The organism is Comamonas sp. JUb58, from assembly GCF_004364775.1.
In the GTDB taxonomy this organism is placed as follows: Bacteria; Pseudomonadota; Gammaproteobacteria; order Burkholderiales; family Burkholderiaceae_C; genus Comamonas.
In genome coordinates this window covers 14,775-29,727 of the sequence record NZ_SOAL01000032.1, presented here as the reverse complement: position 1 = coordinate 29,727, position 14,953 = coordinate 14,775, and the positions used below count along the sequence as shown (strand labels likewise).

Below are 14,953 nucleotides of genomic sequence, written 5' to 3'. Positions count from 1 at the left end.
TTCTGGACCATCTTGAGCTTGAAGCTCTCATCGTATTTCGTCATGAAAAACACCCCAAAGGTTGGACTGGTGTCCAACTTTTGGGGTGCAGTTCAGCATTGCGCTGGCGGCTTTTTTATTTCATCAGCTTTTGCAGCTCGGGCCAGACATTGGCCAGCAGCTGTGGGTGGGCGCTGGCCAGCGGGTGGATGCGGTCGGCCTGGAAGTTCTTTTCAGAATCGGGTACGTCGGCCACGCCATGCAGCAAGAAGGGCACGACGGCCGTTTTCTTCTCGCGCGCCAGGGTGGTGAAGACCTGGGCAAAGTCCGTGGTGTACTTGCTGCCGTAGTTGGGGGGCACCTGCATGCCCAGCAGCAGCACCTGGGCGCCGGCCTTCTGGGCGCTGTCTACCATCGCTGCCAGGTTGGCCTGGGTGCTGGCCAGCGGCAGGCCGCGCAGCGCATCATTGGCACCGAGCTCCAGCACGACGATGCCGGGCTTGTGCTGCGTCAGCAACTGGCCAAAGCGGGCCCGGCCGCCGGCGGTGGTGTCGCCGCTGATGCTGGCGTTGTGCACCTGGTAGGCGTTGGCGTTTTTGCTTTGTTCGAGCTTGTCCTGCAGCAGCGCCACCCAGCCTTTTCCGCGTGCGATGCCGTATTCGGCGCTGATCGAGTCGCCCACGACCAAAATCGTGGCAGGCGCCTGTGGTGCAGCAGCCTGTGCTGTAAAACCTATAGCGACGGAGGACATCATTGACAACGCTACGATGCTGCGCAGACACCGACGTCGCGTGACGGGTGTTCGATCATTGGAGGAAAGATTGGTTGTCATGACAGATGCAGTGCTTTCTCAATCGCAGGCGCCGGAGGCGGTGTTGGTGGCCCAGGGCCTGGGTAAATCGGTCTCGGATTCGACCGGCAGTTTGACCATTCTGCGTGATGTGGACTTTAGCATCGCCCAAGGGGAAACCGTAGCCATTGTCGGTGCATCGGGCTCGGGCAAAAGCACCCTGCTGTCGATCCTGGCGGGCCTGGACACGCCTAGCGTGGGCACGGTACGGATTGCAGGCCAGGACCTGTTTGCGCTGAGTGAAGACGACCGGGCCGCGCTGCGTGCGCGCACGATGGGCTTTGTGTTTCAGAACTTTCAATTGATGGGCAATTTGACGGCGCTGGAAAACGTGATGCTGCCGCTGGAGCTGGCTGGCCAGCGCGACGCCCGCAAGCAGGCCACGGCCATGCTCGAGCGCGTGGGCCTGGGCCAGCGCCTGTCGCACTACCCCAAGCTGCTGTCGGGCGGCGAGCAGCAGCGCGTGGCACTGGCCCGCGCCTTTGTGGTGCAGCCCGCCGTGCTGCTGGCCGACGAGCCCACCGGTAGCCTGGACTTTGCCACCGGCGAAGCCGTGATGCAGCTGGTGATGGACCTGAACCGCGAAGCCGGCACGACCCTGATCATGGTCACGCATGACCGGGCCATTGCCGCCCAGTGCCAGCGCGTCATCACTATCGCCGCCGGCGCCGTAGTGCAGGACAGCCGGATTTAAATTCTTTATCGCTTTTTCCATGCATTTAGGATCCTCTGCAAAACCCTCGCCAAGCGGGATGGACGCGGATCGGGATGAGGCGCAAGGCGTCTTTTGCAGTCAATAGCGAGCTATTGACAAGGAAGACAACGCAGCGGATCGCCCGAGCCCGCGTTCAGACCACGGCAGGGAGTTTTGCAGAGGATCCTTAAGACATCGGTAAGCTCCGCCCGCCACAGTGCCAACCTACAGATTGCGCTGTTGCCGGGTGAACACCCATCCAGAGCGGCCTTCTGCGTGAGAGGTTTGCGATGGAAGCATTGAATCTGCAATGGTTTTCATGGATGGCCGGGGGCTTTGCACCGACGGCCTGGGTGGTGGAGTTGGCCCGATGGCTGGGCATGGACGGCGTGGCGCTGGCAGGGGCCGCGCTGCTGTGGCTGTGGTGGAAGCGACCTGCTGACCGCCTGTACCTGCTGGGCAGCATGCTGTGCAGCGCCGCTGCCGTGCTGTTGGCGCACCGCTTGGCGATGGTGGTGGGGCATCCGCGCCCCTTCGTGATGGGGCTGAGCCCCGCCTATATTGACCATGCCGCCCGGGGCTCGCTCCCGAGCGCGCATGCCAGTGCACTGTTTACCCTGGGCTTTTGCCTGCTGTGGCTGCGCCAGCTGCGCCTGGGTGGCGCTGCCATCGTGGCCGTGGCGCTGGCCGTGAGCTGGGGCCGGGTGTACTGCGGCGTGCACTTTCCGCTCGATATTGCAGCCGGCGCTGCGCTGGGCGGGGTGATTGCGCTGCTGTACGGCTGGCTGTGGCGGCATGCCGGGCCGGTGGTGCAAGACCCTGCAGAGCCCGCGCTGCAGGACGCGGCAACGCCACGCACCTCATCGCAAGCGGCATCGCTGGAGTAGGGCATGAACAGTCTTGCTTCTACGCGCGTGGCGCCTGCCCGCTTTGCCTGGACGATCGAGGCCAGCATGGCGGTCCTGGTGGCAGTGTGGCTGCTGGCGCTGGCCTGGGTTAGGCCGCTCAGCGATCCGGATGAGGGGCGCTATGCCGTGGCGGCCTTGCAGATGCTGCGCAGCGGCGACTGGGTGACGCCGGCGCTCAACGGCCTGCCGTTTTTCCACAAGCCGCCGCTGTACTACTGGCTGGCGGCCACGGGTTTCCAGCTTGCGGGTGTGCATGAATGGGTGGCGCGCCTGCCTTCGCTCTTGGGCGCATGGCTGGCGGCCATGTCCTTGTTTGTCTTGCTCAAGCGCTATGCCAGCCAGTCGGTGGCCGTGGCTTCCGCCGTGGTGCTGGTCACCATGCCCTATACCTATATGGCGGCGCAGTACGCCAATATGGACATGCTGTTGGCCGGCTGCCTGACCGCCTGCATCTGCAGCGCCGCGATGGCGACCCTGGAGGTGCGCCAGGCCAACGGCCGCATCCGGGGCCTGGCCTGGATGGGCTGGCTGGCTGCGGCGGGCGTCTGGGCCGGGCTGGGCTTTCTGGCCAAGGGACTGATTGCGCTGGTGCTGCCCGGCATGGTCTGGGCCATCTGGCTGGTGTGGGAGCGGCGCTGGCGCCAATGGTGGCTGCCTTTGCATGCAGCGGCATGGCTGCCGGTGCTGCTGATTGCCGGCCCCTGGGTGTTCATGGCGCAGCAGCGCCACGGCGGCTTCTTCCACTACTTTTTTGTGACCCAGCACTTTCAGCGCTACACCGGCAGCAGCTTCAACAACCCCCAGCCCTGGTGGTTCTATGTCGCGGTGATCGCGCTGGCCGCCTTGCCTTGGACCGGCTGGGCGCTGGCTGCCGCCTGGCGCAACTGGCGGCGCGAGCCCCTGGCCGGATCGCTGGCACTGCAAGCTGCCCGGCCTGCCGCGCAGCCCTTAGTGCAGAGCCTGGACCGGCTGATGCTGGTCTGGTTTGCCGTCATCGTGCTGTTTTTCTCGGTGCCGCACAGCAAGATCGTGGGCTATGTGCTGCCGGCGCTGCCGCCGCTGGCCTATGCGGTGGTGCGCCTGGTGCAAGCTGCGGGCTGGCAGCGCTGGGGCCGGCACACCGCTGCCTTGGCCGCGCTGTTGTGTGTCGTCTTGGCGGTGGTGCTGGGCACGGTGGCCGTGCCTTCCAAGGCCCAGTGGCGCGCACTGCGCAGCCTGCCGGTGCAATCGGCAGACCGGCTGGTGATGCTGGAGCACATGTACTACGAAGTGCCTTTTTACCTGCCCGCGATGGCCGATCCGCTGGTGGTGGATGACTGGCGCAGCGAAGGCCAGCAAGCCGACAACTGGAAGAAGGAACTGAGCGATGCTGCGGAGTTTGCGCCGCAACTGGGCAATAGTCTATTGCTGGATGCGCGGGGTTTGCAGGCCTATGCCTGCGCCCACCCGCAGCAGCAGCTGTGGGTGGTGGGCAGCAGCGATGCGGCCCAACGGCAGATGCCATCGGTGGCGGCTGCTGCACCGGCCCTGCATTTGGGCAGCACCCAGGTCTGGCAGCTGCAGGGGGGCCAGGCCTGCGGCAAGGGCACCGATCGTTGAGTGATTGCGCGGCCATGGCCGCGCAATTCGCCTTGGCCTACATCGGCGGTCACAAACCAGGGGTATAACCAGAGGCTTCATCCTTTGGCATGTCCTGAAAGTGAGAATGACCGTGGCAAAACCCCAAATTGGTGTGATCGTTGGCAGCAACAGCAAGACCTCGATCAACAAGCAACTGGCGCATGGCCTGGTGAACCTGGTGCAGGACCAGGCGGACTTCGAGTTCCTGGACCTGAGTGCGCTGCCGTTCTACAACCGCGACGACGATGCGGACGCCTATCCGGCAGCGTTTACCGCTTTCAAAGACAAGGTGCGCAGCAAGAACGGCATCCTGTTTGTGACGCCCGAGCACAACCGCTCGGTGCCGGCCTACCTGAAAAACGCGCTGGACGGTGGCAGCCGCCCCTATGGCAGCGGCGCATGGAATGGCATCCCGGCCGGCATCATCGGCACCTCGACCGGTGGCCCGGCAACGTCGATGGCCCAGCAGCATCTGCGCAATATTCTGGTGTTTCTCGACATGCCGGCAATGGCACAACCGGAGGGCTTTATCCGCTGGACCGATGGCCTGGTCAGCGCCGATGGCAAGGTGGCCGAGGCCAGTGAGAAATTCCTGCGCAATTACATGGAGCGCTTTCTGGCCTGGGTGGCACAGCACCCTAAGAAATAAGCTTGTTCAGCACAATCGGAATGGCTGCGTTACGATGCAGCCATTTTTTTGACCAAGGCCGCCATGTTGAATCTCCCCCTTCACTACTTGTACCGCGCCGCTGCTGCGGAAACCTCGGCTCCCTGGCTGCTGGTGCTGATGCATGGCGTGGGCAGCAATGAGCAGGATCTGTTTGGCCTGGCGGACATGGTGCCGCACGCCTTCCATGTGCTGAGCCTGCGCGCGCCCTACACCCTGGGCCCCAGCAGCTATGCCTGGTTCCAGTTCGGCGTGAATCCCGATGGCAGCCGCACCATCGACACCGCGCAGGAAAAAGCCAGCCGCGCGCTCGTCGCACAGACCTGTGCCGAGGCGGCCCAGGCCTTGCAAATTCCTGCCGAGCGGGTGGTAGTGGGTGGTTTCAGCCAGGGCGGCATCATGTCGCTCTCGGCCTTGCTGACCCAGCCGCAATCGCTGCGGGCGATCATGGTCTGGCACAGCCGCCTCTTGCCCGAGATTGCGGCCGAGCAAGTGGCCCCCGCGCAGTTGGCCGGCCACAGTGCCTGGATCAGCCATGGCAGCGCCGACAACGTGATTCCGCTGGCGCAGGCCCATGCCATCCGTGCTGCCCTGCAAGATGCGCCGCTGGACCTGAGCTACCGCGAATACCCTTGCCGCCATGAGCTGCACCCACAAGAGCTGCACGACAGCATGGCTTGGCTGCAGAGATTGACCCAGCTCTAAAATCCTGGGCGCCGCGTTGGGAGGTGGATTCCGCGCTTAGCGCAGATTTCTAGCGGGCGTCCGGGCGGAACAGCCCGGCCAGCATGCGGTCCAGCTGCGGCCATTCCTGGGCGAACTGGCTGCGGTTGACAAAGAAAGCTTCGCAGGCCACCGCAAAGAACTCGGCCGGGGCCGTGGCGCCATAGCTGTCCAGCCAGGGCGCGGGCTCGCCAAAGCGCTGGGATTTGGCAATGGCATGGCCAAATGCCGCAAAGGCCGAGGCCCAGGTCCGCTCCCAGGTCTGCCGTGCTTCAGCCGCACTGGCCAGGCCCAGAAAATGGCCGGGCAGCGAGGGGTAGCCATCGGCACCGCCATTGCGCATATCGATCTTGTGGCAGAACTCGTGGATCACAACGCTGGTGCCGCGCTCGTTTTGCTGCAGCGGGTCTTGGGCAATGGCCGCCCAACTCAGGGTGACGGGCCCGTGCTGCATGGCTTCGCCTTCGAGCATCATGCGCCGGTGTGATACAAGGCCGGCTTCGTCATGCATATCGCGCGCAGCAACCATGGTGCCGGGGTGCACGACGATGCCAACAAAATCATCGTAAAGCGCGATGGCCTGCTGCGCCTCGCCCCGGTGGAGCAGGGGCACGCAGGCCTGGGCGGCAATGGTCAGCGCCATCGCGTCGCTCAGCACCAGACCATGGGCGCCGGAGAACTGCTTTTGGCGCAGAAACAGCGCGCTCAGGGCGCGCAGCTTGGCTTTTTCTTCCAGCGACAGCGCTTGCAGGAAAGGGTATTTTTGCAGCACCTGCAGCCACAGGGAGGCGGGTATCTCCGGTACGGGGCGCGCCATTGCGCGCAGGCGGGACCAGGTGCGGTGCAGCCAGGTCATGGTTCAGGCGCCTGCTTGCGGCGGCTGGGCCAGGTAGGTGCTCAGCGCGATGCGCTGCATGCCGGCAGCATCGATGCGCAGCACCTCGGCACGAGCGGGTAGCTCGTCGCTGTCCCAGTCGCTTAGCACCACGCGCTGGTGGTCCGCATCCAGCGCGTGGCTGGCAGGGCGGTGGGTGTGGCCATGGATCAGGGTATGCGACCCGGCGCTCTGCAGCCAGGCCAGGGCAGCTAGCGGGTCCACATCGGCGGTGACCAGCTCGCGCATGCGGCGCGCTTCGCTTTGGCTGCGCATGCTGCCGGCCAGTTGGCGGCGCTGGGCCAGTGGTTGGGCCAGAATCTGCTGCTGCCAGGCGGGGCTGCGTGCCACTGCACGAAAACGCTGGTACTCGCTGTCTTCCACACACAGCGCATCGCCATGGCTGAGCAGCCAGCGCTGGCCCAGAAAGCTCAGGCAGCTGGGGTCGGGCAGCAATTGCATGCCGCTGCGCTCGGCAAACTGCGCGCCGATGAGAAAGTCGCGGTTGCCATGCATGAAGAAGAGGGCGCGCTGGCCACTGGCCTCGCGCAGGCTCCGGGCACAGGCCGCTTCAAAGCTGTCTGCCTCGTCGAGCGCATCGTCGCCAACCCAGGCTTCAAACAGGTCGCCCAGCATGAAGATCGCATCTGCGGTACTGGCTTGCAGGTACCGCTGCCAGCTGTGCCAGGTCAGTGGCAGCTGGGGTTGCAGATGCAGATCGGAGATGAATTCGATGCTGCGCCAGGCGGGGGGCGCAGCAAAGGCATGGACTGCCGTGGTGGCCAACTGGGCGCGCAGCGCCTCATGGGGGTCTGCGGCACTGGTGTTGGTCGGGCTGTCCATGCAAATGGTGGCGCCTATTACAGGGCCACAGCCTTTTCGATCAGCACTTCTTCCTTAGGCACGTCTTGGTGCATGCCCTTGGAGCCGGTCTTCACGGCCTTGATCTTGTCGATCACGTCGTTGCCCTTGACCACCTTGCCGAACACGGCATAGCCCCAGCCGCTAGGCGTGGGCGAGGTGTGGTTCAGGAAGTCGTTCTTTGCGACGTTGATGAAGAACTGGGCAGTTGCCGAGTGGGGATCGCTGGTGCGAGCCATGGCCACGGTGTACTGGTCGTTCTTCAGGCCGTTCTGGGCTTCGTTCTGGATGGGGGTCTGGGTGGACTTCTGGTCCATGCCCGATGCAAAGCCGCCGCCCTGGATCATGAAGCTGTTGATCACGCGGTGGAAGATCGTGCCGTCATAGTGGCCGCTCTTGACGTAGCTCAGGAAGTTCTCGGTGGACTTGGGGGCTTTGTCTGCGTCGAGTTCCAGCGTGATGACGCCGTAGTCTTTGATATGCAGTTCAACTTGTGGATTGCTCATGGTGTGTTTCCTGTTGAGAAAGGTTGGAAGGGCGCCGCAAGCCTGGTTGGAGGCCAGCGGCAAGGCCGTTTACTTGACGACGGTAGCCGACTTGATGATGACCGGGGTCTTGGGTACGTTCTGGTGCGGGCCGGCATTGCCGGTTTGCACGGCCTTGATCTTGTCGACCACATCATTGCCGCTGACCACCTTGCCAAACACCGCATAGCCATGGCCATCGGGGTTGGGGGCGTTCAGCGAATCATTGTTCTGCACATTGATGAAGAACTGCGCGGTGGCCGAATCGGGCACCGCCGTGCGGGCCATTGCAATGGTGTAGGTGTTGTTCTTGAGGCCGTTGTTGGCCTCCAGCGGGATGGGCGAGCGTGCGGGCTTTTGCTGCATGTCGGGGGTGAAGCCACCGCCCTGGATCATGAAGTTGCCAATCACGCGGTGGAAGATCGTGCCGTCGTAGAACTTGTCGTTCACGTACTGCAGGAAGTTGGCCACCGTCTTGGGCGCTTTTTCTGGATTGAGTTCCACCACGATGTCGCCCATCGAGGTCGCCAGTTTCACGCGGGGCTGGTCAGCCGCCTGCGCAGCGCTGGTCAGCAACATGCCGCCGGCCAGTGCCAGGCCGCCCAGAATGGAAAGAGTGTGTCGTTTGGTAGGCATCGGTTTCCTCTGTCGTTGAATACGGTAGATGGCCAGCACAGGGCGCTGCGGAGTCCGCAAGGCATCCTGCGCTGCGCGCAAATCATGGGCGTTGCACGGTATGCGTTGCACCGAGTTGAGGGCCAACGGTGCAAGATTCAAGGCAAGGCCTTTACTTTTTTGCGTCGGGCGCCGCTGCCGGGGCAGCCGGCGCGGCCGCAGCGGGTGCTGCAGCAGCGGCAGGCTGGGCCCGGGTCACCAAGAGGCGCAGGCTGCTGATCTTGGGCTGCAGCCGCGCCTGCTGGGCGGGCGCCAGGCTGCTGGCCTTGCTCAGTGATTGCTCGGCCAGGCGGATATAGATATCGCCCAGGTTTTCATAAGCGGTGGCATAGCCGGGGTTGGCCCGCACGGCATCTTGCAGCGCGCGGCTGGCCTTTTCCAGCTGGTTGTTCTGGGCGTAGAGCACGGCCAGGTTGTTGTAGGGCTCGGGCAGTTCGGGGTATTCCTGCACCAGTTTCTCGAACGTGGCCGTGGCTTCTTCGCGCTGGCCGGCATTCATCTGGGCCACACCCTGCAAAAAGCGCCATTGCGGGTCGCGCGGTGCTTGCTGGATCTTGGGCTCCAGCTGCTCCAGGGCCAATGCGGTCTGGCCGGACTGGATCAGCTTTTCCACGGCCGCGTACTCGTCCGCATAGGCGGCGCCGCAGCTCAGGGTAAGCGCCAGTAAGGCGGCACGGGGCATCAGGGGGGAGAAAAGGCGACTGACTAACTTCATAGGGTTCGGGCGCGCTGGGCGCGTGCAAGTGGCCTGCAGGCTTATACTGCAGCGCATTGTAGCTGAGGGGGCTGGCGCCCCGGAACGACGGGCGGCCATGGTTTGCAGGGCATGGTGTCGGGCATCAGCTACCATACACGGTTCGGCGGTTCCTGCCGGGCGGCCGTGCCCGGGCAGGCGCTTTCCAACCCGTGCCCCAGCCTCTTTCCAGAGGATGGACGCGGAACGGGGCAGGGCGCCAGGCGTCTTTCCCTCTCTCAACCACAACCACGCTAATTTTTCATGAGTTTGCGCATCTACAACACGCTTTCGCGTGCGCTGGAGTCATTTGTTCCGATTGAGCAGGGCCATGTCCGCATGTATGTATGCGGCATGACGGTCTATGACCTCTGTCATCTGGGACATGCGCGCTCGATGCTGGCGTTTGATGTGGTGCAGCGCTGGTTGCGCGTCAGCGGCCTCCAGGTGACCTATGTGCGCAATGTCACCGACATTGAGGACAAGATCATCCGCCGTGCCGTGGAAAACGGCGAGACCATCCGCAGCCTGACCGACCGCATGATCGAGGCCCTGCACCAGGATGCCGATGCGCTGGGCATCGAGCGCCCCACGCATGAGCCCCGCGCCACCGAATACGTGCCGCAGATGCTGTCCATCATCTCGCAGCTGGAAGAAAAAGGCCTGGCCTACCGCACCGAGGGCGGCGATGTGAACTTTGCCGTGCGCAAGTTCCCGGGCTACGGCAAGCTGTCGGGCAAATCGCTCGATGAGCTCAATGCTGGCGAGCGCGTGGCCGTGCAGGACGGCAAGGACGACCCGCTGGATTTTGTGCTGTGGAAGAGCGCCAAGCCGACCGAGCCCGACGAGGCCAAGTGGCAAAGCAGCTATGGCACGGGCCGGCCGGGCTGGCACATCGAGTGCTCGGCGATGAGCTGCGCGCTGCTGGGCGAGACTTTCGACATCCATGGCGGCGGCGCTGACCTGCAGTTCCCCCACCACGAAAACGAGATTGCCCAGAGCGAAGGCGCACACGACAAGCAGCTGGCCAAGGTGTGGATGCACAACGGCTTCATCAACGTCGACAACGAGAAGATGTCCAAGTCCTTGGGCAATTTCTTCACGATCCGCGATGTGCTCAAGCGCTACGACGCAGAAACCATCCGCTTCTTTGTGGTGCGCACCCACTACCGCAGCCCGCTCAACTACAGCGATGTGCACCTGGACGATGCCCGCAATGCCTTGAAGCGCCTGTACACCGCGCTGAGCCTGGTAGCGGCAGAGCCGGTCGCCATCGACTGGAGCCACCCAAGCGCAGCGCGCTTCAAGGCGGCGATGGACGAGGACTTTGGCACGCCTGAAGCGGTGGCCGTGTTGTTTGAGCTGGCTGCCGAAGTCAACCGCAGCAAATCGCCTGCGGTGGCGGGGCTGCTGAAGGCATTGGCCGCTACCCTGGGTTTGCTGCAGGCCGACCCTGCTGCCTACCTGCAAGCGGGCGCCACCGTGGATGCCGCCTATGTGGAGGGGCAGATTGCACTGCGTGCCGCAGCCAAGGCGGGCAAGAACTATGCGGAATCTGACCGCATCCGCGCCGAGCTGCTGGCTCAAGGGGTGGAGCTCAAGGATTCCGCGCAAGGCACGACCTGGACGGTAGTGCAGGCGGGGGCCTGATGCGCGCTGTGGGTGGTCTGACTCTGTCCCTGGCGTTGACGCGGTCCGTCTAGCCTTATGCCTGGTATCAGCAACAAGCCGCTGTCAGCGGAAGACTGGGCCGTCGCCTGCAAACACCTGGCCCGCAAGGACCGGGTGATGCGCCGGCTCGCGCCGCTGTACGCCGGCGAGATGCTGCGTCGCGAGGCAGACGGCTTTGCGCTACTGATGCGCTCAGTCGTATGGCAGCAGCTGTCCGACAATTCGGCGCGCCAGCTGTGGAAACGGCTGGTGGCAGCGCTGGGCTCGGTCACGCCCAAGGCCATGCTGGCCCTGACGGACGAGGCCGCCAAGGCCATCCGACTGCCGCAGCGCAAGCTGGGCTATCTGCGCGATCTGGCCCAGTGGTTTGTGCAGGAGCCCAAGGATGCGCTGTCCTGGGTGCATGTCGATGACGATGCCGTCATTGAGCAACTGCTGGCGCAGCGCGGCTTGGCGCGCTGGGGCGCGGAGATGTTTTTGCTGTTCCATCTGGGGCGGCCCAATGTGCCGGCCATTGACGATGCAGCGCTGCTGCAGGGCATCAGCGACCATTATTTTTCGGGCGAGGCCGTCAGCCGCAGCGATGCGCGCGAGGTGGCCCAGGCCTGGCAACCCTGGGCCAGTGTGGCGGCCTGGCTGATCTGGCGATCCCAGAATGCCATGCCACTGGGGCAGGATGCAGATTGACCCGGTCTTGCCGCATGCGGTTACACTGTCGGTCGTTATGAGAAGGCTGCCTGCGGCTTTTCTCGAGGAGAATCATTTTGGCGAAAAGAACATTCCTGGATTTCGAGCAACCGATTGCGGAGCTGGAAACCAAAATTGATGAACTGCGCTATGTGCAAAGCGAAAGCGCAGTCGATATCTCTGAAGAGATTGATCAGCTCAGCAAGAAAAGCCAGCAGCTGACCAAGGACATCTACAGCGAGCTTTCCCCCTGGCAGATCACCAAGATCGCACGCCACCCCGAGCGTCCCTACACCCTGGACTATGTGAACGAGATCTTCACCGATTTCGTTGAAATGCATGGTGACCGCCACTTTGCCGACGACCTGTCCATCGTGGGCGGCCTGGCACGCTTCAATGGCAACCCCTGCATGGTGGTGGGCCACCAAAAGGGCCGCGACACCAAGGAGCGCACCCTGCGCAACTTTGGCATGAGCAAGCCCGAAGGCTACCGCAAGGCGCTGCGCCTGATGAAGACCGCCGAGAAGTTCAAGCTGCCGGTGTTCACCTTTGTCGACACGCCCGGTGCCTACCCTGGCATTGATGCCGAAGAGCGCGGCCAGTCCGAAGCCATCGGCCGCAACATCTATGAAATGGCGCAGCTGGAAGTGCCGATCATCTCCACCATCATCGGTGAAGGTGGCTCGGGCGGCGCGCTGGGTATCTCGGTGGCCGACCAGGTGCTGATGCTGCAGTACTCGGTGTACTCCACCATCAGCCCCGAAGGCTGTGCGTCCATCCTGTGGAAGACCAGCGACAAGGCCCAGGAAGCGGCCGATGCCATGGGCATCACTGCGCACCGTCTCAAGGCCTTGGGTCTGATCGACAAGATCATCCATGAGCCCGTCGGTGGCGCCCACCGTGACCACAAGCAAATGGCGGCGCTGCTCAAGCGCGGCCTGAGCGATGCCTTCCGCCAACTGGCTGACCTGAAGCCCGCCGAACTGCTGGACCGCCGCTACGAGCGCCTGCAAAGCTATGGCCGTTTCACGGACACCAAGGCGGAACATTGATGCCTGCTGCCGGCCGCTGCTGATGCTGCGCCGCTGCTGCCAAGCCTCCCTTCGCGGAGGCTTTTTGCTGTGGGGCGCGCGCCATGGCTGAGCCCGCCATTGTTACCGCGCTGAACGGCTGGCAGCCTGCACTGCCGCTGGCCGTGGCCTATAGCGGCGGGGCCGATTCCACCGCCTTGCTCTGGGCCTGCCTGCAGCGCTTTCCCGGCCAGGTGCATGCCATCCATATCAACCATGGCCTGCAGGCTGCGGCCGCGGTGTTTGAAGCGCATTGCCGCGCCCAGTGCGCTGCCTGGGCGGTGCCCCTGCAGGTGGTGGCGGTGAATGCCCATGCGCAACCTGGCCAGAGCCCGGAGGACGCAGCACGCATTGCGCGCTACCAGGCGCTGACCCAGGCCGTGCTGGCTGTTGATGATGCAGGGCAGGGCAGTATCCAGACCATGGCGCTCGCCCAGCATGCTGATGACCAGGTCGAAACCGTGGTGCTGGCGCTGTCACGCGGTGCCGGCGTGGCCGGCCTGGCAGGCATGCGCCCGCAGTGGCAGCGCGCTGGCCTGCAGTGGGCGCGGCCCTATCTGGGGTTGGGCAGTGCGCAGATCCGCGCTGACCTGGCTGCGATGGGCATTGCCTGGGTGGATGACCCCACTAACACCGACACCCGCTACACACGCAACCGCATCCGCCAGCAGGTGATGCCGGGGCTGGTGCAGGCCTTTCCGCAGATGGCGCAGACGGTGGCGCGCAGCAGCGCCAACGCGGCGCAGGCGGCCGAGCTGCTCGACGACCTGGCGCAGATCGACCTGCAAGCCACCGGCGCGCCGCCGCGCATCCGCGCGCTGCAGGCACTGAGCGAGGCGCGCATGGCCAATGTGTTGCGCTACTGGCTGCGCACGGCCCATGGCCAAACCCCTAGTGCTGCGCAGCTGGCGCAACTGCTGCTGCAGCTGCAGCGCTGCACCACGCGGGGCCACCAAATCCATATAAAAGTGGGCCGTGGGTATATACAGCGCCACAGAGATGTCATCGATTGGTACAATCCGCCAGTTTTGGTCTGACTAATGTACGATTCCGACGGCGTGCCAAAACACTTTGCATCAACGCCGAGCTTCGTGTTTCGTCATCGTGATATTCAATGGCACTGATCGTTCATAAGTACGGCGGCACGTCGATGGGCTCTTCCGAGCGCATCCGCAATGTCGCCAAACGCGTCGCCAAATGGGCAAGGGCTGGCCACCAGATGGTGGTGGTGCCCAGCGCCATGAGTGGCGAAACCAACCGTCTGTTGGGCCTCGCCAGTGAGCTGGCACCCAGCCGCGCAGACAAGTCCTATTACCGTGAGCTGGACATGCTGGCCGCCACTGGCGAGCAGGCCTCGTCGGCCCTGCTGGCCATTGCGCTGCAGGCTGAAGGCGTACCTTCGGTGAGCTACACCGGCTGGCAAGTGCCGGTGCGCACCGATGACAGCTACACCAAAGCACGGATTGAATCGATTGATGACCAGCGCGTGCGTGCCGATCTGGACGCAGGCCGCGTGGTCATCGTCACCGGTTTCCAGGGCATTGACCCGAACGGCAACATCACGACCCTGGGCCGTGGCGGCTCGGACACCTCGGCGGTCGCCGTGGCAGCCGCCATGAAGGCCGCTGAATGCCTGATCTATACCGACGTCGATGGTGTCTACACTACCGACCCGCGCGTGGTGTCTGCCGCACAGCGCCTCAAGACCGTGAGCTTCGAGGAAATGCTGGAGATGGCGAGCCTGGGCTCCAAGGTGCTGCAGATCCGCTCGGTGGAATTTGCCGGCAAGTACAAAGTGCCAATGCGTGTGCTGTCGAGCTTCACGCCCTGGGATATTGCATTGGATGAAGAGGCCAAATCGGGCACTCTGATCACATTTGAGGAAGACGAAAAGATGGAAAAGGCCCTCGTATCGGGCATCGCTTTCAACCGCAGCGAAGCCAAAATCTCCGTCCGTGGCGTGCCTGACACCCCCGGCATCGCCTACCAGATCCTGGGCCCGGTGGCAGACGCCAACATCGATGTGGACGTGATCCTGCAAAACATCGGCAAGGACGGCAAGACCGACTTCAGCTTCACCGTCAACCAGGGCGACTTCAACCGCACGGTTGAGCTGCTGCGCGAAGAAGTGGTGCCCAAGCTGGGCGCTGACGAAGTCATCGGCAACCCCAACATCTGCAAGGTGAGCATTGTCGGCATCGGCATGCGCAGCCACGTGGGCGTCGCATCGACCATGTTCCGCGCACTGGCCGAAGAGGGCATCAACATCCAGATGATCTCCACCTCCGAAATCAAGACCTCGGTCGTGATCGATGAGAAGTACCTGGAACTGGCCGTTCGTGCACTGCATACCGCTTTTGGTCTGGATTCTGCAGAAGTTTCCAAATCGGCCTGATTTTTCAGGTTAGAATAGCTGT

The 14,953-nt window shown here is 63.6% G+C and carries 16 protein-coding genes; 10 read left to right on the top strand and 6 right to left on the bottom strand.

All coding sequences use genetic code 11. The features are described from left to right. Window positions 1-115 precede the first annotated feature (115 nt). Window positions 116-730: an arylesterase gene (locus EDF71_RS23770; RefSeq protein WP_243854430.1), complete on the bottom strand. Its 615-nt coding sequence runs from the start codon at window positions 728-730 to the stop codon at window positions 116-118. Between the two features lie 79 nt (window positions 731-809). Here EDF71_RS23770 and EDF71_RS23765 point away from each other — a divergent pair, with 79 nt between their 5' ends. From EDF71_RS23765 to EDF71_RS23745, 5 genes are all read left to right on the top strand, one after another. Continuing rightward, a complete protein-coding gene (locus tag EDF71_RS23765) occupies window positions 810-1,523 on the top strand; it encodes an ABC transporter ATP-binding protein (protein WP_052329949.1) in 714 nt (237 codons plus the stop codon). 290 nt (window positions 1,524-1,813) lie between these two features. Further along, a complete protein-coding gene (locus EDF71_RS23760) occupies window positions 1,814-2,410 on the top strand; it encodes a phosphatase PAP2 family protein (protein ID WP_133859003.1) in 597 nt (198 codons plus the stop codon). Between the two features lie 3 nt (window positions 2,411-2,413). After that, a complete protein-coding gene (locus EDF71_RS23755) occupies window positions 2,414-4,030 on the top strand; it encodes a glycosyltransferase family 39 protein (RefSeq protein ID WP_133859002.1) in 1,617 nt (538 codons plus the stop codon). 112 nt (window positions 4,031-4,142) lie between these two features. Continuing rightward, window positions 4,143-4,700: an NADPH-dependent FMN reductase gene (locus EDF71_RS23750; RefSeq protein WP_133859001.1), complete on the top strand. Its 558-nt coding sequence runs from the start codon at window positions 4,143-4,145 to the stop codon at window positions 4,698-4,700. A gap of 63 nt (window positions 4,701-4,763) precedes the next feature. After that, window positions 4,764-5,423 carry a dienelactone hydrolase family protein gene (locus EDF71_RS23745; RefSeq protein WP_133859000.1) on the top strand — a complete coding sequence of 220 codons (660 nt, stop codon included), beginning with the start codon at window positions 4,764-4,766 and terminating at the stop codon, window positions 5,421-5,423. 49 nt (window positions 5,424-5,472) lie between these two features. Here the strand turns inward: EDF71_RS23745 and EDF71_RS23740 are convergent, their stop codons facing one another. From EDF71_RS23740 to EDF71_RS23720, 5 genes are all read right to left on the bottom strand, one after another. After that, the gene (locus EDF71_RS23740; protein WP_133858999.1) at window positions 5,473-6,297 is read right to left on the bottom strand and encodes a M90 family metallopeptidase; all 825 of its coding nucleotides are present in this window, start codon (window positions 6,295-6,297) and stop codon (window positions 5,473-5,475) included. Between the two features lie 3 nt (window positions 6,298-6,300). After that, window positions 6,301-7,158 (bottom strand): UDP-2,3-diacylglucosamine diphosphatase, encoded by an 858-nt coding sequence (locus tag EDF71_RS23735; protein ID WP_133858998.1) that lies wholly within the window; start codon window positions 7,156-7,158, stop codon window positions 6,301-6,303. A 17-nt stretch (window positions 7,159-7,175) separates the two neighbouring features. Beyond that, window positions 7,176-7,682, bottom strand: a complete 507-nt coding sequence (locus tag EDF71_RS23730) for a peptidylprolyl isomerase (RefSeq protein WP_133858997.1) — start codon at window positions 7,680-7,682, stop codon at window positions 7,176-7,178. 69 nt (window positions 7,683-7,751) lie between these two features. Continuing rightward, window positions 7,752-8,279, bottom strand: a complete 528-nt coding sequence (locus tag EDF71_RS23725) for a peptidylprolyl isomerase (RefSeq protein ID WP_021026743.1) — start codon at window positions 8,277-8,279, stop codon at window positions 7,752-7,754. Between the two features lie 208 nt (window positions 8,280-8,487). After that, window positions 8,488-9,090: a tetratricopeptide repeat protein gene (locus tag EDF71_RS23720; protein WP_243854429.1), complete on the bottom strand. Its 603-nt coding sequence runs from the start codon at window positions 9,088-9,090 to the stop codon at window positions 8,488-8,490. A gap of 282 nt (window positions 9,091-9,372) precedes the next feature. Between EDF71_RS23720 and cysS the strand changes: the two genes are divergently transcribed. From cysS to EDF71_RS23695, 5 genes are all read left to right on the top strand, one after another. After that, window positions 9,373-10,758 carry a cysteine--tRNA ligase gene (gene cysS / locus EDF71_RS23715; RefSeq protein ID WP_133858994.1) on the top strand — a complete coding sequence of 462 codons (1,386 nt, stop codon included), beginning with the start codon at window positions 9,373-9,375 and terminating at the stop codon, window positions 10,756-10,758. A gap of 57 nt (window positions 10,759-10,815) precedes the next feature. Then, the gene (locus tag EDF71_RS23710; protein ID WP_133858993.1) at window positions 10,816-11,466 is read left to right on the top strand and encodes a DNA-3-methyladenine glycosylase; all 651 of its coding nucleotides are present in this window, start codon (window positions 10,816-10,818) and stop codon (window positions 11,464-11,466) included. 77 nt (window positions 11,467-11,543) lie between these two features. Continuing rightward, window positions 11,544-12,518, top strand: a complete 975-nt coding sequence (locus EDF71_RS23705) for an acetyl-CoA carboxylase carboxyltransferase subunit alpha (RefSeq protein ID WP_133858992.1) — start codon at window positions 11,544-11,546, stop codon at window positions 12,516-12,518. Window positions 12,519-12,601: 83 nt separating this feature from the next. Then, complete coding sequence (gene tilS / locus EDF71_RS23700; RefSeq protein WP_133858991.1) at window positions 12,602-13,573, top strand: tRNA lysidine(34) synthetase TilS; 972 nt, start codon at window positions 12,602-12,604, stop codon at window positions 13,571-13,573. Window positions 13,574-13,650: 77 nt separating this feature from the next. Next, window positions 13,651-14,931, top strand: a complete 1,281-nt coding sequence (locus tag EDF71_RS23695) for an aspartate kinase (RefSeq protein WP_133858990.1) — start codon at window positions 13,651-13,653, stop codon at window positions 14,929-14,931. Window positions 14,932-14,953 lie beyond the last annotated feature (22 nt).